The following is a 17,548-nucleotide window of genomic DNA, read 5'->3' on the forward strand; positions in this document are numbered from 1 at the left end:
CTCGTCATGGACCGTCGTACGTTCCTGGCCGGCAGTGGCGCCGTCGCAATTTCCTTGGTGAGCGCGCGAGCAGCGCTCGCCAAGGAGACTGCCGCGGTGACCTCGCTGGCCGAGTTGCAGCAGGCAATCAACAGCGCCACCGCCGGCACCACGATCACGATTGCGAACGGTTCGTACGCCGTGCCGTCGGGGTCACCGATCACCATCAGCAACCGGCAGGGGCCCATCACGATCGTGGCCCAGAGCCGCGGCGGTGTGACGCTGACCGGCGCGCAGAGCTTCGTGTTCTCGGGGTCGTCGGACATCACGATCAGCGGGTTCGCGTTTCGGCAGAGTACGACGCTGGAGATCCCGGCGGACTGCCCGCGGATCCGGCTGACCCGCAACGACCTCCAACTCGCGGCGTCGACCGGCCACTGGGTCGTCGTCCGCGGCGACGACGCGAAGATCGACCGCAACGTCTTCCACGACAAGTCCACCGTCGGCGTGTACCTGGTGATCGACGGCGCCGGCTCGGAGGCGATGGCGCAGCGCACGCACATCCTGCGGAACTACTTCCGCGACCACACGTTCAGCGGGGCGAACGGCGGGGAGCCGATCCGGCTCGGAGTGAGCAGCCGGGCGCTCAGCACGGCCGACGCGACGGTCGAGTACAACCTGTTCGAGCGGTGCAACGGCGATCCCGAGGCGATCTCGGTGAAGTCGTCGGGCAACACGATCCGGTACAACACGATCCGCTCGTCCCTCGGCGGGCTCGTCCTGCGGCACGGCAACGACAACCGGGTCGAGAGCAACTATCTGCTGTCCGGCGAGAACGGGATCCGGATCTACGGCAACGACCATCTGATCGTGAACAACTACGTCAGCGGGATCGCGGGCGCCGGCGTGGTGCTCGGCAGCGGTACGGAGCGGGACCACTACGACGGCGAACCGTCCAGCTCCCGGACCGGCAACGACGCCCCTGACCGCGTGACCATCGCGCTGAACACGCTCCGGAACAACGGACAGGCCCTTGTCGGTGAGAGTCAGCGCACGGTCCCTCCGCTCGACTGTGTGGTGGCCGACAACCTGATGGCCGGCGACAGCGGCGAGTTGGTCGACATGCCATACCTCGACGGCCTGACCTGGGCGGGGAACATCGTGTGGGGGCAGGCGACCAACGGCAACATTCCGTCGGCGGGCGTCACGCGGGCTGATCCGAAGCTGACTGCGGGCACCGATGGCGTCTACCGGCTCGGCTCGGGTAGTGCTGCCGTGAACGCAGCGGCCGTCGATCACTCGGGTCAGGTAAGCGATGACGTTGACGGGCATGCTCGTACGGCGCCGTACGACGTCGGCGCCGACGAGTACTCGACCGCGGCACCGGTCCGACGCCCGCTCACCTCCGCAGACGTCGGCCCCGGCGCGGCCTAAACCACGGTCGGCTGGCTGTTGCCGGCTTCGTCGATGCCTCGGCGCATGTCAACGCGGACCAGCAGCGCGAGACCGACGACGAAGAAGAGGCCGAGGGCGACGATCGCGGGACGGTACGAGCCGGTGAGCTGGTGGACGAGACCGAACACCAGCGTGCCCAGCCACGACGTCCCGCGTTCACCCGCCTGATAGAGCGAGAAGTACTCCGCCTCGCGGCCCTTCGGGATCAGCTGGCTGAAGGCCGATCGGGACAACGCCTGCGTCCCGCCGAGCACGATCCCGATCGCCATCCCCATCGCCAGGAACGGAACGATCTGGCGCTCCGGCAGCAGGAACCCGGCGATCACGATCAGGATCCAGATCACCAGGCCGCCGGAGATGGTGCGATGGGCGCCGTACCGCTGGGCGAACCGGCCGAACGCCAGCGCCCCGAAGAACGCGACGAACTGGACCAGCAGGATCGTTGCGATCAGCACCTGCGTCTCGAACCCGAGCTGCTTCTCGCCGTACGTCGACGACACCGAGATGACTGTCTGGATCCCGTCGTTGAAGAACAGGTACGCGATCAGGAACAGCATCGTCATCTTGTAGCTGCGCAGGTGCTTGAGCGTGGCGCCCAGCTGACCGAAGCTCTGCCGCACGAGACTGCCGCTGCGCACCTGCACGACGTTCGTCGGCGGCCGGTTGCGCAGCCGGAGGAACGGGAAGAACGTGAAGATTCCCCACCAGAGCCCCGCACTGAGCAGGCTGAGGCGTACGGCCGTGCTCTGACTCAGCCCGAGCGCGTCGTGGGCGGTGACGACCGCCAGATTGACCAGGAGCAGCAGGAAGCCACCGGCGTACCCGAATGCCCAGGCGCGGGACGAGACGGCGTCGCGCTGATCCGGTGGAGCGATGTCGATGAGGATCGAGTCGTACACGACCAGGGACGAGCCGAGACACAGGTTCCCCACGAACAGCAGCAGCGCACCGAGTTGCCAGCGCCCGCCGTCCACGAACACCATGCAGCACGCCGCGAGGGCACCGGCCCAGGCGAACCCGCACATCAGCAGCTTCTTGTGCGACATCCGGTCCGCGATCGCGCCGACCACCGGCAGGAACAGCGCCGACACCAGGGTCGCGACCGTCACGACGTAGAACGCGAGCGAGCCGGGGGAGATCCCGAGTCCGAGCACGTCCAGGTTCGTGTGGCACGGCTTATCGGTCGTCCCGACGAACCCGCAGGCGGCCCTCTCCGCAACCGACGTCAGGTACGGCGCGAACAGGACGGTGCCCGTGGTGGTGACGTAGCCCGAGTTGGCCCAGTCGTAGAGACTGAATCCCCAGTACTCGCGCTTGTCGACCGCCGGCGGGGCGGAGAGGAATCCCATGCGCGGAAGTGTGTCAGGTCCGGGGTACGTCGTGACGTACCGGCGGATAACACTTCAGTGCCACTGACCTCGCTCCATCAGGACATCACGCAGCAGGTCGGTGCGGTCGGTGATCAGGCCGTCGACGCCGGCGTCGAGCATCCGGCGCATCGCGTGCGGGTCGTCGACCGTCCAGACGTGCACCTGCTTGCCGCGGGAGTGCGCGCGCTTGATCAGACCGGGCGTGAGCACGTGGAACGCGCCGTACCCCTCGGGGATCTGCAGGCAGGCGCCGCGGGCCTTCAGCGCGAACGGCAGGAAGCGGATCAGGACGATCTCCCACTCGCCGTACCCGGTGCACAGCCGCGGCCCGAGCAGCTTGCGGATCCGGCGGACCCGCGACTGGGAGAACGACGACACACAGACCCGGTCGATCGCCTTCGCCGCCCGCAGGACCTTCGCGGCCGGCTCCAGGCCGCCCTCGGCCTTGATGTCCAGGTTGAACCGGACGTCCGGGAAGTGCTCGAGCAGCGCGTCCAGGCGGGGGATCGGCTCGTGGCCGTTGATCTTCGCCTTGCTGACCTCCGACCACGGCAGCTCCGCGATCACCCCGGTCCGGTCGGTGACCCGGTCGAGCCTGTTGTCGTGGAACGCGATCACGACGCCGTCGCTGGTCGCGTGCAGGTCGGTCTCCAGGTACCGGTACCCGAGGTCGACGGCGTGCTGGAACGCGTGCAGCGAGTTCTCGTAGCCGATGTTGTCCGGGTGCTTGGCGCCGCCTCGATGGGCCATCGCGATCGGTCCGTCATGGTCGAGGTAGGGGTACACCTGTGCAGTATGTACCGTTTGGGTGGTGACAGTACTCCGCTCCCGCCCCGATCTGTGGACTCTCGATCCCGATGTTCTGCACCTCAACCATGGCTCGTACGGCGCCGTGCCGCGCCGCACGCAGGAGGTGATGGCCGGCCTCCGCGCCGAGATGGACGCCAACCCGATGGTCTGGTTCCGAACCGTCGCCGACCGGCTGACCGCGAGCCGCCTGGCGCTGGCGGCGTACCTGGAAACCGACCCGGACGGGTTCGCGCTGGTCCCGAACGCGAGCGCCGGCGTGACCGTCGCGCTTCAGACGCTGCCGATCCCGGCCGGCAGCCGGATCGTGCTGACCGACCATGCGTACGGCGCGGTGCGGTTCGCGGCCGAGCGGTTCGGGAAGGCGCACGGCGCGGAGGTGGTGATCGTCGAGATCCCGATCGAGGCCGACGACGAGACCGTGGTCGCGCTGATCGCGGACCGCCTCGACGGCGCGTCCGTCCTGATCGTGGACCAGATCACCTCGGGTACGGCGAAGGTGTTCCCGATCGATGCGCTGGTGGCGGCCGCCCACGAGCGCGGCGTACCGGTCGTGGTCGACGGCGCGCACGCACCGGCATTGATCGACGCACCCGCCGCCGGCGGCGCCGACTTCTGGACCGGCAACTTCCACAAGTGGCCGGCCGCTCCACGGGCAACGGCCGGGCTCGTCGTCGCTGAGCAGTGGCGTACGGCGTCGATGCCGCTGATCGTGTCCTGGTCGGAGTACGACGAGCGGATGCCGGAACGCTTCGACATGCTCGGCACGTACGACTACGTGCCGTGGATCGCCGCGCCGGAGTCGTTGGGGGTCCTGGCCGACCTGGACTGGCCGACGCGTCGCCCGCAGCTGACCACGTTGGTCGAGGAGGGCGCGAAGGTGCTGGCGAAGGCGCTCGGGACCGGCGTGGCCGAGGTGGCGCACCCGCCGGCGACGATGCGCCTGGTCGAGCTGCCGTCCTCGTTCGACCTCGCCGGCGGCCCCGAACTGAAGCTGTGCGTGTCCCGCGAGCTGAAGGCCGAGATCACGCTCACCGGCTTCGACGACCGTGGATTCATCCGCCTCTCGGCGCACGCGTACAACTCGATCGCGGACTACGAGAAACTGTCGGAGGGCCTTCCTAAGGTTCTGGCGTGAACGATATTCAAGGGTCGTACAACGCCGCTGCCACCGACTACCACGCCATTCTGAAGGACTACCACCACGCGGATCCGTTCGAGAAAGGTGCCCTCGACTACTTCCGCCAGCTGGTCCCGGACGGGCCGGTGGGAGATCTCGGGTGCGGCACCGGGCGCATCACGACGTACCTGGCCGGCCGGGGGATGGACGTGTTCGGGGTCGATCTGACGCCGGGGATGATCGAGGTGGCCCGGAGGGAGTACCCGGAGCTGCGGTTCGAGGTCGGGTCGCTGTTCGACCTGGACCTGAAGGACGGTGAGCTGGCCGGGGCCCTCGCGTGGTATTCGCTCGTTCACACTCCACGCGAGGACCTGCCGGCGGTGTTCGCGGAACTGTTCCGCGTGCTGCGGCCCGGCGGCCACCTCGTGCACGGCTTCAAGGTCGGCGACGGCAGCCGACATCTGACGAACGCCTACGGTCATGACATCGACCTCGAGGTCTATATGTACGACGTCGCGGACGTCGCCGGGCTGCTCGCGAGCGCCGGGTTCGCCGAGGTGGCGACCCTGACGCGCGCGGCGCTGCCCAACGAGAAGGACGCGGGCCAGGCGGCGCTCATCGTCCGTAAGCCGGAGTAGTCACTCGGTCGGTTCGTGCCTGGTACGCCGAGGTCGACCCGGCGTACCAGGTGCGGTCGGTGTACGCGAACGTGTTGACACCGGCGTTCAGCGGCACGTCGAGCGCCAGCCCCACAACCGACGCCCGTGGCCAGCCCACCCAGCCCGCCCCGACACCCCCACCCCACCGCCGTCGGTGAGCATCCTCCCCAAACCGGTTTGGGGAGGATCCTGAAGCGGGTTTGGGGAGCCTTTCCCCACTGATTTGGGACGTGGGCCTCCCCAAATCGGTTCGCGGAGGATCCAGAGGCGAATTTGGGGAGCCTTTCCCTACTGATTTGGGGAATGGGCCTCCCCGAACCGGTTTGGGGGGCGGGGTACGGCGTGGTGTTGGCTCGTTGGGTTGTTGGCGGTGGCTTGCGGGAGGTTGTCTGTGCGGGCGTGCACAAGTGAGTGCCGCAGGGGCTGGGCGATGAACCGGGGCACCGGATGAAGCTGGGTCACCGGGCCAGGGTCAGCCCTTGACCGCTCCGGACGTCATACCCGCCACGATCTGCCGATTGAAGAACAGGAACATGATCAGCGGCGGGATCGTGATCAGCAGGATGTCCATGAACAGCAGGTTGTACTGGGTGCTGAACTGGCCGGAGAAGTTGTAGAGGGTCAGCTGGACGGTGGCGTTCTTGTCGCCGGGCAGGAAGTACAGCGGGTTCACGAAGTCGTTGAACACGTTGACCGACTGCACCACGACGACGGTGATGATGACGGATCTGAGCAGCGGGAAGATGACCCGGAAGAACAGCCGCAACGGCCCGGCCCCGTCGATGATCGCCGCCTCGTCCAGTTCCCGCGGGATGGTCGCCACGAAGGCCCGGAACAACAGGATGCAGAACGACAGCCCGAACGCGATCTCGATCAGGATCAGCCCGGGCATGGTCTTGAACAGCCCGAGCTTCTGCAGCACCCAGATCGTCGGTACGACGGCCGGCGGGATGATGAGACCGGACAGCACCAGGAAGTTGATGAAGCCGTTCCACTTGCTCTTCCGCCGCTGCAGCACGAACCCGGCCATGGCCGCGAGCACCACCATCCCGGCGACGCTGGCCACGGTCAGGATCGTGCTGTTGATGAACGCGATCACCAGCATGTAGTCGCGGGCCTTGACCACGTCGACGAAGTTCTGCACGAAATGGAACTGATGCGGCCAGGCGAAGTCGAGGTCCGCGGACTGCTGCCGGTCCTTCACCGCGGTCAGCACGATGAAGGCGAACGGAATGATGAACACCACGATCGAGGACACGATCGCGACCGCACTGAGCAGGTAGCTCCGGCCCGGCCGGTGGTTGACGAGTTCGGCGGTACTCACATGTCCACCTCCTTCCGGTTCAGGAACCACGACAGCGGCAGGATGATCGCGGTGACGATGACGAACAGGATCACGTTGCCGGCCGTCGACAGGCCGTAGAACCCGGCCTGGTACTGCTTGTAGATCACCGACGAGATCACGTCCGAGGTGAACCCGGGTCCGCCGCGCGTCATCGCCCAGATCAGCTCGAACGACCGCAGACCGCCGATCAGGGACAGGATGATCACGGTGACGGTGGCCGGCTTGCACAGCGGCAGCACGATCCGGCGGAACGACTCCCACGATCCGGCGCCGTCCACCCGGGCGGCCTCCATGTACTCCCGCGGGATCGACACGATGCCGGCGATGTAGATCAGGGTCGCCAGCCCGACGCCCTTCCAGACATCGACCGCGGCGATCGACATCAGCGCCCACTTCGGGTCGGTCAGCCACCCCGGGCCCTGGATGCCGAACACGCCCAGGGCGCCGTTGATGATGCCGCGCTCGGGATTCATCAGCACCTGGAACAGCAGGCCGACGCCGACGGTGCTGACCAGCACCGGGAAGAACACGACCGACCGGAGATACCCGCGGCCGATGATCCGAGAGGTCAGCAGGACGGCGAGCAACAGACCGAGCACGACCTTCGAACCCGACGTCACCACGGCGTAGATCAAGGTGTTGGTGAAGCCCTTGACCAGCGCCGGCTCCTGGAAGAACGTGACGAAGTTGTCGAACCCGATGAACTTCGACTCGAACAGGCTCCACCGGGTCAGGCTGTAGTAGAACGACGCGAACGTCGGGACCAGGAACAGCACGGTGTAGATCACCGCGGTCGGCAGGTAGAACCAGAACGAGTACGGCGTGTAGACCTTCCCCCCGGCCGCGGGCGCGGCCGGGGTCGAGTCAACGCGGTCCTGAGGATGGGCCGAGGTAACGGTCATAACCTCACCAACCCGCCAGCCCGAGCTGCTGGGCCTGCTTCTTGACGTCCTCGTCGTACCGGGCCGCGCCGTCCTTCGCCTTCCGGATGCCGGACCCGACCTCGACGGTGATCTGCTCCAGCGACGGGCCCTTCACCGGTGACAGGAACTCCAGGGCGAGGCTGGACGAACCCTCCTTGTCGAGGTACGGCTGCATGTCCTTGATCGCCCGCGGTACGTCGTCCCCGAGCGTGCAGCCCTTGACCGCGTACGGACCAGTCGGTGCGCCCGCCGCGTTCTGCGACTTGCAGCCGTCCGGGCTGGCGACGAAGGCCTGGAACTTCTTTGCCGCGTCCAGCTTGGCGCCCTCGGTGGACTTGGGGATGTAGAGGCCGCCCGGCGTCCACAGCGTCAGGCCGTTCTTGCTCGCGTCGTCACCAGGCAACGCGAACAGGCCGACCGACTTGGCCGCGTCCGGGTAGGTGGCGACCATGTTCGCGACCACGCCGGACAGGATCGGGTAGTGCGCGCCCTTGCCGGTGGCAAGCATCTTCAGGCCGTCGGGCAGTTTGGCGGAGGCGAAGTCCTTGTTCTCGTAGCCGGCGTCGTGGACGGCCTCGGTGTGCTCGAAGCCCTTCACCGCGGCCGGCGACGTCGCATACTTCGCCTGGTTCTTGGTGTACTTGTCGGCGAAGTCCGGCTCGGCCGAGGAGACGTTGTGGAAGTCTCCGAGCACGAACAGCTGCGAGGTCCAGGTCTCGCCGTACGTCTGGATGACCGGTGCGACACCGCCGCCGGAGGCCTTGATCTTGGCGTTGTTGGCCATGAACTCGGCCCAGGTCTTCGGAATCTGCAGCCCGAGCTTTTCGTAGACCGGGATGCTGTAGAGGACCGCACCGCCCTGGAAGCCGCCGACGGGTGCGCCGTACACCTGGCCGTCGGCGGTCACGGTCTTCTTGAAGTTCTCGTCCAGGTCCTTGACCCACGGCTCGTCGTTGACCGAGAGCAGGTTCTTCTGCGGCGCGATCGCGTTGAACAGCGACCCGGTGTTGTAGTTGAAGATGTCGACCATGTCGCCGGTGGACAGCCGGGTCTTGATGATGTTGTCGCCCTCGGTGCCACCCGGCCGGGTCTCCACCTTCACGGTGATGTTCGAGTTCTTCGCGTGGAAGTCCTTGGCGAGTTGCTCGGCCTCCTTCACGTCCTGGTCCTGGTTCGTGGTCAGGTACGTGATCTCGACCGCGCCGCTGCCACCGGCGTCGTCGCTGGATCCGAGACTGCCCGCGCTGCACGCGGCAAGGGTTAGGGAACAGACAGCCAGCAGTGCGAGACCGCTGGCTCCTGGGCGGAACCTCATCATGACCTCCAAGGGATGTACATCGCGGCAGCGGGGCGGTCGGTGAGTTGGGTTAGTGGGTCAGTCGTGCGTCGAGCTCGGCCTGCAGGGCCTGGGCGTCCGGGTTCTTGCGGAAGCGGCCGAGCACGGGGATCAGCTCCGCGGCCGGATTGTCGAGGTAGCGCTCCAGGCGGCCGGTGAGGTCGGTGTCGGTAGGGGCGACTCCGTCTTCGATGGCGGCCGCGACGATCGCGGTCCAGGCCGGTGCGTTGTCGATCAGCTGGCGGATCGTGGCGTCGGCGGGCACGCCCGGCGTCTCGGCGTACGGGTCGGCGGCGGTCCACTCGTGCGTTCCGTGACCGACCTCGACCGGCTCGTCCTGTCCAGGTACGGCGACGCTGGCCTTGGATCCGACCGGCACGGTCACGGAGAGGGTGACCTGACCGTTGTCGCGGGTCCACGTCACGGCAGCCTCGCCGTACGGCGTGAGGTGCTTGGCCGAGGCCTTCGTCAGGTGCTCGGTGACGAGTGGGCGTACCTCGAAGGTCCGGTAGCCGGGATCGACCGCGGCCAGCCCGGCCACCCGGCGGTGCATCCAGTCGGCGACGGCGCCGAGGGCGTAGTGGTTGAACGACGTCATCTCGCCGGGATTGATGCTGCCGTCGGGCAGCATGCTGTCGTAGCGTTCCCAGACCGTCGTGGCTCCCATCGTCACTGCGTACAGCCAAGACGGGCACCCTGTCTGTAGTAAGAGGCGGTATGCCAGGTCAGGATGTCCGGAATCGGCCAGCGCGTCGGAGATCAGCGGCGTTCCGACGAATCCGGTACTGATCCGGAAACTCGACGTGCGGACGAGGTCGGCGAGGCGCTCGCCGGCGCCGCGCCGCTGGGTGTCGGTCGGCAGCAGGGCCCACTGCAGGGCGAGGGCGTAGGTCGTTGCCGCGTCGCTCAGTACCCGGCCGCCGGCGGTGACGTACTCGTCGGCGAACGCCTTCCGGACGCCGTCGGCCAGAGACGCGTACTGACGGGCGACGTCGGGCTGGCCGACGATCTCGGCGGCCTGCGCGACCACCTCGGCCGAGCGGGCCAGGTGCGCGGTCGCGACCACGTCGGCGTCGGCCTTGGCCTTGAACGCGTTCTCCGGGGGAGCCGTCGGGTCGAGCCAGTCGCCGAACTGGAAGCCGCCGGACCAGAGCAGGTTGCTGCCGGCCAGGTCGGCCATCTTGTCGACCCACGCGCGCATGCTCGGCAGCTGCCGGGCGAGCAGGCCGGCGTCGCCCGTGCGCTGGTAGATCACCCAGGGCACGATCGTTGCCGCGTCACCCCAAGCCGCGGTCGCCGGGTGTGCGTCCTTCAGCACATCCGGGATGACGTACGGCACGGATCCGTCCTTCTGCTGCTCTGCGGCCAGGTCGGCGAGCCAGTTGGTGAGGAAGCCGGCGGTGTCGAACAGGAACGTCGCGGTCGGCGAGAAGACCTGGATGTCACCGGTCCAGCCGAGGCGCTCGTCGCGCTGCGGGCAGTCGGTCGGTACGTCGACGAAGTTGCCGCGCATGCCCCAGACCACGTTCTCGTGGAACTTGTTGAGCAGCTCGTCGGAGGATTCGAACCAGCCGGTGCGGCGCAGGTCCGTGCCCACGACGACGGCCACGATGTCGTCCTTCGAGAGAGCGCTCACTCCTGTTACTTCGGCGTACCGGAAGCCGTGGAAGGTGAGCGGCGAGTCGAGGGTCACCTCGTCCGGTCCGGCGAGGATGTAGGTGTCGGTGGCCTTCGCGGTGCGGAGCGGGCGGACGCCGAGTTCGCCGTTCTCCAGGACCTCTGCGTGTCGCAGGACGATCTCGTCGCCCTCGGCCTGGCCGCGGACCGTCAGGCGGACGCGCCCGACGAGGTTCTGGCCGAAGTCGATGAGGGTCTTGCCGGCCGGGGACGTGGTGATCTCGACCGCGGGCAGGACGTCGGTGATCCGGACCGGCGGGCCGTCGGGAGCGACGAGCAGGTTCAGGTCGGCGTCGAGAACGTCCACCAGAGAGCGCTCTCCGGGTTCTCTGCGCAGGTCCGTGGTCTGGCCGTCGTACAGGTCGTCGGCGAGGACGTTGCTCTCCCGGGAGGTCCAGGTGCCGTCACTCGCGAACGTGTGGACCTGCCCGTCCTCGGTGGTGACCTCGAGTTGCGCGAGGACGGCGAGGCGCTCGCCGTACAGCTGCTTCTGGTGCTGGAAGCCGATCCGGCCGCGGTACCAGGCGTTGCCGACGAGGAACTCGAGCGTGTTCTCACCAGGTCGAACAAGCTCGGTCACGTCGTAGGTCTGGTAGCGGAGGCGGAACTGGTACGACGTCCAGCCGGGCGCCAGCTCCTCGTTCCCGACACGCTGCCCGTTGAGCTCGGGGATGTAGATGCCGTACGACGTCGCGTACAAGCGGGCCTTCATGACGCCGTCGGGGAGGTCCGCGGTGCCGGCGATGAGGGGAGCGGGGGAGCCGTGCGGGTTGTTCTTCGGGCTCACGAACCGGGCGGTCCAGTCGTCCGGTGCGAGCAGACCCGCCTCGACCGATGCGGGCTCGCTCCACTCACTCCAGTCGTCATTTCCACGGACGCGGACCCGCACCTGTGCGGACTCACGCGACGCGAGCGCCGCACCCGGCCAGGGCACCAGGACCTGGTCGGGGGACTGGACGGTGAAAACTTCTGTGGTTCCGGTGGTGATCTCGACCTCGTACGCCGTCTGTGTGTAGCCGGCGTCGGCGGCCGGGACCTGCCAGGAGATCCGCGGGCTCGGGGTACCTAGGCCCACTACGGGTGCAGGCTGATGCTCGAAGCGGAGGGCGGTGGGTGCGGCGAGTTGCGACATGTGACTCCAACCAAGGCGCTGATCAGGACGGTCTGTGAAACGATTCATTGGGTGCTCTGACAAAACGCTCGATCTTTGGCTGATGGACCGGCGAGGACGTTTCGCCTGTTCCCCGATCCTGCGACCGGCAGTCGCCGGCTACTAGCCCGATGTGCACTCGATCTAGCACGATCTGCACCTTGGCTCGTATCGTGAAGCGATGCCAGAGGACAGTTCCGAGATGGCCGGCGAGCCGGTGAGGACCCGCGGGACAGTGCTGCACTTCGTCGAAGGGACGGTCGTGCACGCGGGTCCGCACCTGCACGAAAAGGCGCATCCGCTGCACACGCACAGCTTCTTCGAGCTGCTGCTCGTCACAGGCGGTGAAGGCGTTCATCACAGCCTCGCCGGGCGCCAGCGGCTGCAGGCCGGCGACGCGATCCTGCTGCGTCCAGGGGTCTGGCACGAGTACGTCGATTGCGACGGGCTCGAGGTCTACAACTGCTGCTTCTCCGCCGACCTGGTTCGGCGCGAACTCGCCTGGGCACGTGAGGATCCCTTGCTGGGCTACCTGTTGTGGACCGGTCCTTTCTCGGCTCAGCGCCGCGGCATGATCGGCACCCATCTCGATCCGACGACCGTGCAGGAGGCGGTCGGCCACCTCGACGGATTGCGCCGGCTACGGAACCAGCCGCTCAGCCGGCACCGCGGCGAGATCATCGGCTGGCTGTCGTTGTATCTCAGTTGCGTCGCGCGAACCGTCGCGGAAACCGACGAACGCGGCGAGTACACCCATCCGGCCGTCGTCGACGCGATGCGGATGATGGAGGCCGACCCGGCCCGGCACTGGACGCTGACCGATCTCGCGGGGGAGTTGCACCTCGCGCCCGGGTACCTGGTCCGCCTGTTCAAGTCGGTGACCGGGCTCCCGCCGATGGCGTACCTGTCACGGCACCGCGTCGAACTCGCGGCCGACCGCCTGCTGCACACCGACCTGCCGATCAACCGGATCGGGGAGTCGGTCGGCTGGCCCGACCAGAACTACTTCGCCCGCCGCTTCAAGTCCCATTACGGGCTGTCCGCGTCGGTTTATCGGCAACGTTTCAATGGGATCCGGCTCAGCCCGTCCGGCCACTGATCAGCAGCTCGAGGCCGTCCAGGATCCGCGCCAGGCCGAACTCCAGACCTTGATTCTCGCTGCCCGCCGACGTACGCATCGCGGTGGTCAGGTGCGGGAACCGGTCGGCCTCGGTGGCGAGGATCTCGGCGAGCGACTGCTGCATGTCCTCCTCGGTCAGTCCGGTCGTGTGCCCCGGGAAGGTCGTGGACTGCTGCGCGATGTTCCGGACATGACTCGTGATCACCAGGATCGAGTCCAGTTGCTCGCCGCCGCTCAGTCCGGTGCCGGTCAGGGCTGCGACGCCGCGCTCGATCCAGGCGAGCTCGTTCGGGCCGAGCAGACGGCGGCCGATGGTGGACTGCAGCAGCCACGGGTGCCGCGTGAACCCGTCGTACAGGTCGATCGCCCACGTGTGGAGCGCCTCGCGCCAAGGTAGGTCGGGGCGGTCCGGTGGGCCGCCCATCGCCAGGTCGCTCATCACCGCGACCAGCTCGGTCTTGCCGGGGACGTACCGGTAGAGCGCCATCTTCGTGACCGGGAGCTCGCCGGCGACGCGTTGCATCGAGACCGCGTCGAGGCCCTCGGCGTCCGCGATCGCGATCGCGACCTCGGCGATGGCGGTCAGCGTGATCGCCGGCTTCGGGCCGCGCGTCCGCGCCGGTTCCTTGCCCCAGAGCAGTTCGGTCATCGCCTTCCTTCCCTATCGACTTGAACTGTGTCTACCATACACATTACTGTGTCCGGCAGACACAGTTACTCTCGATGGAGGCGACTATGAAGGTTCTGGTTTCGGGTGCGAGCGTGGCGGGCCCCTCGGTGGCGCTCTGGCTGGGCCGTGCGGGACACGACGTGACAGTGGTCGAGATCGCGCCTGCACTCAGGAAGGGCGGGTACGCGGTGGACTTCCGCGGTGAGGTGTTCAAGACCGTCCTGGAGCGCATGGGCGTGCTGGAGGACCTGCGGTCACTGCAGACCGGTGGGAATGCGATGCGATTCGTGGACGAGTCGGGCCGGAAGCTGATGCGGCTGCCCGCCGAGTTCGCGGGCGGGGAGCTGGAGGTACTGCGGGCAGACCTGGCGCGGGTGTTGTACGAGCACAGCCGCGAGCAGGCGACGTACCGCTTCGGCGACTCGATCGCGAGCCTGCAGGAGCACGCGGACGGCGTGGACGTGCGGTTCGAGAGCGGTGTCGAGGAGACGTACGACCTGGTGATCGGCGCGGACGGGATGCATTCCGTCGTACGGCGGCTGGCGTGGCCGGCGGAGCAGGTCGTCGAGCGGCACCTCGAGTACTACGTGGGCGGTTGGGAGGTCCCGAACACACTGGGGATCTCTGGCGACACGCTGATGTACAACGTGCCCGGGAAGCTCGCGAGCGTCGGCGCGGACCGTCGCGATCCGGCGCTGGCGCAGACGCTGTTCGTGTTCAAGTCGCCGGAGCTGGAGTACAACCGGCGGGACCTGGACGAGCAGAAGGCGATCCTGCTGGAGCAGTTCAGCGGCCTCGGCTGGCACGTCCCGGAGCTGCTCGAAGCGTTGCCAGCGGCAACGGAGCTGTACTTCGACTCGATCAGCCGGGTCCGCGTGGACCGCTGGTCGACCGACCGGATCGTGCTGCTCGGCGACGCGGGGTACGGCGCGACGTTCGGCGCGCTCGGGACCGGTACGGCGGTGGTCGGCGCCTACGTACTGGCGGGGGAGCTGGGGCAGGGCGACTTCCGGACCGCCTTCGACCGCTACGAGGAGCGGCTGCGGAAGGCCGTGTCGAAGACCCAGGACGGCAGCCGCTCGGGCCAGTTCATGGCCCCGGCGACCCGGTTCGGGATCGCGGCGCGGAACAAGATCCTCGACCGGCCGTTCTTCCTGAACCAGATGCTCAAGATGGCCCAGAACATGAGCGAACTGGTCGAGCTGCCAACCTACTCAGCCCAGCAGGGGCAGTTTGTGCAGGAATGACTCCCACGAGTCGGGCAGCCAGCCCGGCACCCCGAGCACGGCCATGTACAGCCAGATCGCGACGAGCACGCAGAGGAACAGCGCGAGGGTCCCGAGCGCCTTCAGCCAGGCGGGCTGCTTGCCGGTCCAGGCGGTGAGCGCCTTCACCCAGTCCTTGACCCGGTACAGCAGCCGCTGCGCCCACTCGAATTCGCTCGCGAGCACGGCGAGACCCGCGATGAACAACGGGATCCCACCCGGTCCCGGCAACCACCCGGTCAACGGCGCGGCAATGATCAGCAGTCCGCCGAGAACGCCCACGCCGATCCGGTAGAACATCAACTTCCGCGGATTCTCGCGAATCCGTCTCCGCCATTCCCACCGGTCGTCCGCTGCATCGAGCGTGATGTTGTGATCGGTGCGGTCGGGACTCTGTTTCTCGGCCACGCCCCCAGACTACCGGGCGGCTAGGCAGCGGCCGGGTTGCCGAACTCCCAATGCCACGGCTCTTCCCGGTTACCGCCCTGATCGGCCCAGGCCGGGTGCAGCCAGCCGTACGCCGACGCATGCGACTTCATCCACTGGTATTGGGTGGTGTTGTACTTGTCGACGCCCCCACAGAGGTCGACCGCGACGCCCCAGCCGTGGTTGGACGTGCCCGGGAGCGCGGCCAGGGAGGGCTTGCGCTGGTAGAGACTGACCTGGGACGCGTACGAACGGTAGGAGTCGGTGATGCACAGTGACTTGCCGAACTGTGCACGATAGGCCGAGGCGAGCTTGAGGTACGCCGCGGCGGCGTCGCACCTGAGCATGTGACCGGACCCGAGCGCGCACAACTTGCCCGACGGAATCATGCCGTTGCTGTAGCCGCCCCACCCGGTGCTCGCGGACCCGGTGGCCAGGAACGGCATCGGGTTGACCGGGTCACCGCCGAGCCGGACCTCGAAGTGCAGGTGCGGTCCGGTGGAGTTGCCTTCGGTGCCGACGGCACCGATCTGCTGCCCGGCTGTCACTTGCTGCCCGTCGGCGACGTCGATCCGGCTCAGGTGGGCGTAGAGCGTCTCCAGCCCGTTGCCGTGGTCGATCCGCACCAGGTTGCCGGCCCAGGCGGGGTGCTCGACGCGAACGACGCCAGAGGTCACGGCGCGTACCGTCGTACCGATCGAGGCCGGGAAGTCCTGGCCGGTGTGGAATCCGGTCGACCACATGGATCCCGACTGACCGAACGGCGTACCGATCTCGTAGGTCCCGTCCGGCAGCGGCCAGGTCCAGGAACCCGAGCCGACGTCGTACGACGTGGCCGTGTTGCCGCACCGGAACGCGTACGCCTCGGACGTCGCCACCGGCGCGACCTGGGCCTTGGCCGGGGCGCCGAGCGTCGGGCGGAGCGCGGCGTACAGGTTGTCGGGGACCGTCGTGACGACGACCGAGCCTTTCGACTCGTCGGCGGCGATCATCTCGCCGTTGTCGAGCGCGATGCCGATGTGGACGAGGCCGAGGGACTTGCTGCCCATGACGAGCAGGTCGCCGGGCTGGATCTGCGCGTTCGGGACGGCCTGGTAGCCCGGGTAGACCTTGCCGACCAGATTCGGGAGGGTCGTGTACGGCTGCCACGCGACACGGGCCGCTCCGAGGCAGCCGTACGTGTCCGGGCCGGTCGCGGCAACGCCGTACGGCTTCCCGACCAGGGTGAAGGCCCGATTGACCGCCCGGATCGTCTCGGCCGACATCACGCGCACGGTTCGGCCGGCGACGGAGACCGACGCGACACCGGGGACTGCTGCACCGCGGCGGGTCAGCGGCGCCAGGCCGGTCGGCAGCGTGCGCGGATTCTTGAGTACGGCGGCCGCCGGGGGAGTGACCCTCGTGGCCGCGAACTCGGTCAGGTACGTCTGCCAGCGCGCGAGCGCCTGCTGGTTGCGCGCCACCTGGAGCTGCTTCGAGAGCGCGGAGGCGATATCGAGATCGGCGGTCTGATCGGCCATCGCCGCGGATGCGCTGGCGGCCTTGTGCTGCACCTGATTGCTGAGCTCCTGAGCCTTGGCGGCGGCCTCGTTCGCGGCGGCGCGCTTCGTGGTTGCGTCCGCCTTGAACCGGTTGGACTGCGCCTCGGCCGCCATGGCCTTGTTGTACTGCGACACCTGGGTGCTGCCGAGTTGGGTGATCGCGGTCTGCCGGTCGGCGATCTCCTGGAGGTTCTCGGCGATCGGGGCGAGCGACCAGAGCATCGACTCGGTACCCATCACGGTCGGGATGCCCAGCTGGTACGCCTGCGCGGTGATCACGCCGAGCCGGCGACGCTCCTCGTCGGACAGGCCCTTGGAAGCAGCCGCACTGGCTTCCGCCTTCTTGGCGGCCGCCTCGGCGGCCTGCGCCTCTTTCAGCGCCTTCGTGTAGGCGATCGTCGCCTTGGCGAAGTCGGCCTGGACGGCGGCGGCTTCGGCCTGGAGCTGCTCGAGCGAGCGGTTGACGTCGGTGACGGAGGCAGGCGGCGGCTCAGTTGCGGACGGCGACGGGTCGGCGTACGCAGCCGGGACGGCAACCGCCGCCAGCAACGTGCCGAGTGCCGCCAGCCGCAGCCCTCGGCGTCTGCCCAGATCCATCGGTCCCCCATGCGAATCGCCTCACGCGCGAGCCCAGCGTAGGCGTCGTACGGTTCGTGCGGAACCCTCGTGCACACACCGTGACCATTCGGGCGACATGAGGCGGGC

At 67.8% G+C, this 17,548-nt stretch carries 15 protein-coding genes; 5 read left to right on the forward strand and 10 right to left on the reverse strand.

Translation table 11 applies throughout. The annotated features are described in order from the left end of the window. Positions 1 to 6: 6 nt before the first annotated feature. Positions 7 to 1,413, forward strand: a complete 1,407-nt coding sequence (locus tag EV649_RS22940; RefSeq protein ID WP_130385615.1) for a polysaccharide lyase 6 family protein — start codon at positions 7 to 9, stop codon at positions 1,411 to 1,413. Here the strand turns inward: EV649_RS22940 and EV649_RS22945 are convergent. Both EV649_RS22945 and EV649_RS22950 read right to left on the reverse strand, forming a co-directional pair. Next, positions 1,410 to 2,783: an MFS transporter gene (locus EV649_RS22945; protein WP_130385616.1), complete on the reverse strand. Its 1,374-nt coding sequence runs from the start codon at positions 2,781 to 2,783 to the stop codon at positions 1,410 to 1,412. The two genes, EV649_RS22940 and EV649_RS22945, sit on opposite strands and share 4 nt — an antisense overlap. Positions 2,784 to 2,837: 54 nt before the next feature. Beyond that, entirely contained in the window at positions 2,838 to 3,590 is a 753-nt protein-coding gene (locus EV649_RS22950) for a glycerophosphodiester phosphodiesterase (RefSeq protein WP_198682636.1), read from the reverse strand. A gap of 25 nt (positions 3,591 to 3,615) precedes the next feature. Here EV649_RS22950 and EV649_RS22955 point away from each other — a divergent pair, with 25 nt between their 5' ends. Continuing rightward, positions 3,616 to 4,749, forward strand: coding sequence for an aminotransferase class V-fold PLP-dependent enzyme (locus EV649_RS22955; RefSeq protein ID WP_241998542.1), 1,134 nt, complete (start codon positions 3,616 to 3,618; stop codon positions 4,747 to 4,749). Next, positions 4,746 to 5,369 carry a class I SAM-dependent methyltransferase gene (locus tag EV649_RS22960; RefSeq protein ID WP_130385618.1) on the forward strand — a complete coding sequence of 208 codons (624 nt, stop codon included), beginning with the start codon at positions 4,746 to 4,748 and terminating at the stop codon, positions 5,367 to 5,369. The genes EV649_RS22955 and EV649_RS22960 overlap by 4 nt, the downstream gene beginning before the upstream one ends. Here EV649_RS22960 and EV649_RS40865 read toward each other — a convergent pair. From EV649_RS40865 to EV649_RS22980, 5 genes are all read right to left on the reverse strand, one after another. Further along, positions 5,347 to 5,508 (reverse strand): hypothetical protein, encoded by a 162-nt coding sequence (locus tag EV649_RS40865; RefSeq protein WP_157996289.1) that lies wholly within the window; start codon positions 5,506 to 5,508, stop codon positions 5,347 to 5,349. The genes EV649_RS22960 and EV649_RS40865 overlap by 23 nt on opposite strands. A 354-nt stretch (positions 5,509 to 5,862) precedes the next feature. Further along, positions 5,863 to 6,714 (reverse strand): carbohydrate ABC transporter permease, encoded by an 852-nt coding sequence (locus EV649_RS22965; protein ID WP_130385619.1) that lies wholly within the window; start codon positions 6,712 to 6,714, stop codon positions 5,863 to 5,865. Further along, entirely contained in the window at positions 6,711 to 7,637 is a 927-nt protein-coding gene (locus EV649_RS22970) for a sugar ABC transporter permease (RefSeq protein ID WP_130385620.1), read from the reverse strand. The genes EV649_RS22965 and EV649_RS22970 overlap by 4 nt, the downstream gene beginning before the upstream one ends. Positions 7,638 to 7,641: 4 nt before the next feature. Continuing rightward, positions 7,642 to 8,973 carry an ABC transporter substrate-binding protein gene (locus EV649_RS22975; RefSeq protein ID WP_130385621.1) on the reverse strand — a complete coding sequence of 444 codons (1,332 nt, stop codon included), beginning with the start codon at positions 8,971 to 8,973 and terminating at the stop codon, positions 7,642 to 7,644. 52 nt (positions 8,974 to 9,025) lie between these two features. Continuing rightward, positions 9,026 to 11,803: an alpha-L-rhamnosidase gene (locus EV649_RS22980; RefSeq protein ID WP_130385622.1), complete on the reverse strand. Its 2,778-nt coding sequence runs from the start codon at positions 11,801 to 11,803 to the stop codon at positions 9,026 to 9,028. A gap of 199 nt (positions 11,804 to 12,002) precedes the next feature. Here EV649_RS22980 and EV649_RS22985 point away from each other — a divergent pair, with 199 nt between their 5' ends. Continuing rightward, complete coding sequence (locus tag EV649_RS22985) at positions 12,003 to 12,920, forward strand: AraC family transcriptional regulator (protein WP_241998544.1); 918 nt, start codon at positions 12,003 to 12,005, stop codon at positions 12,918 to 12,920. Here EV649_RS22985 and EV649_RS22990 read toward each other — a convergent pair. After that, positions 12,901 to 13,590, reverse strand: coding sequence for a TetR/AcrR family transcriptional regulator C-terminal domain-containing protein (locus EV649_RS22990; RefSeq protein WP_130385623.1), 690 nt, complete (start codon positions 13,588 to 13,590; stop codon positions 12,901 to 12,903). The genes EV649_RS22985 and EV649_RS22990 overlap by 20 nt on opposite strands. An 86-nt stretch (positions 13,591 to 13,676) precedes the next feature. Between EV649_RS22990 and EV649_RS22995 the strand changes: the two genes are divergently transcribed. Beyond that, a complete protein-coding gene (locus EV649_RS22995) occupies positions 13,677 to 14,858 on the forward strand; it encodes an FAD-dependent monooxygenase (protein ID WP_130385624.1) in 1,182 nt (393 codons plus the stop codon). Here the strand turns inward: EV649_RS22995 and EV649_RS23000 are convergent. After that, on the reverse strand, positions 14,826 to 15,284 hold the full coding sequence (locus tag EV649_RS23000; protein WP_130385625.1) for a PGPGW domain-containing protein: 459 nt from the start codon (positions 15,282 to 15,284) through the stop codon (positions 14,826 to 14,828). The genes EV649_RS22995 and EV649_RS23000 overlap by 33 nt on opposite strands. A gap of 20 nt (positions 15,285 to 15,304) precedes the next feature. Continuing rightward, positions 15,305 to 17,440, reverse strand: a complete 2,136-nt coding sequence (locus EV649_RS23005) for a peptidoglycan DD-metalloendopeptidase family protein (protein WP_130385626.1) — start codon at positions 17,438 to 17,440, stop codon at positions 15,305 to 15,307. Positions 17,441 to 17,548 lie beyond the last annotated feature (108 nt).

Source organism: Kribbella sp. VKM Ac-2569, from assembly GCF_004216905.1.
Classification (GTDB): domain Bacteria; phylum Actinomycetota; class Actinomycetes; order Propionibacteriales; family Kribbellaceae; genus Kribbella.

Coding starts and splice junctions, on each gene's coding strand:
- EV649_RS22940 (WP_130385615.1), top strand. CDS start 7: ATGGACCGTCGTACGTTCCTGGCCGGCAGTGGCGCCGTCGCAATTTCC.
- EV649_RS22945 (WP_130385616.1), bottom strand. CDS start 2,783: ATGGGATTCCTCTCCGCCCCGCCGGCGGTCGACAAGCGCGAGTACTGG.
- EV649_RS22970 (WP_130385620.1), bottom strand. CDS start 7,637: ATGACCGTTACCTCGGCCCATCCTCAGGACCGCGTTGACTCGACCCCG.
- EV649_RS22975 (WP_130385621.1), bottom strand. CDS start 8,973: ATGAGGTTCCGCCCAGGAGCCAGCGGTCTCGCACTGCTGGCTGTCTGT.
- EV649_RS22980 (WP_130385622.1), bottom strand. CDS start 11,803: ATGTCGCAACTCGCCGCACCCACCGCCCTCCGCTTCGAGCATCAGCCT.
- EV649_RS22985 (WP_241998544.1), top strand. CDS start 12,003: ATGCCAGAGGACAGTTCCGAGATGGCCGGCGAGCCGGTGAGGACCCGC.
- EV649_RS22990 (WP_130385623.1), bottom strand. CDS start 13,590: ATGACCGAACTGCTCTGGGGCAAGGAACCGGCGCGGACGCGCGGCCCG.
- EV649_RS22995 (WP_130385624.1), top strand. CDS start 13,677: ATGAAGGTTCTGGTTTCGGGTGCGAGCGTGGCGGGCCCCTCGGTGGCG.
- EV649_RS23005 (WP_130385626.1), bottom strand. CDS start 17,440: ATGGATCTGGGCAGACGCCGAGGGCTGCGGCTGGCGGCACTCGGCACG.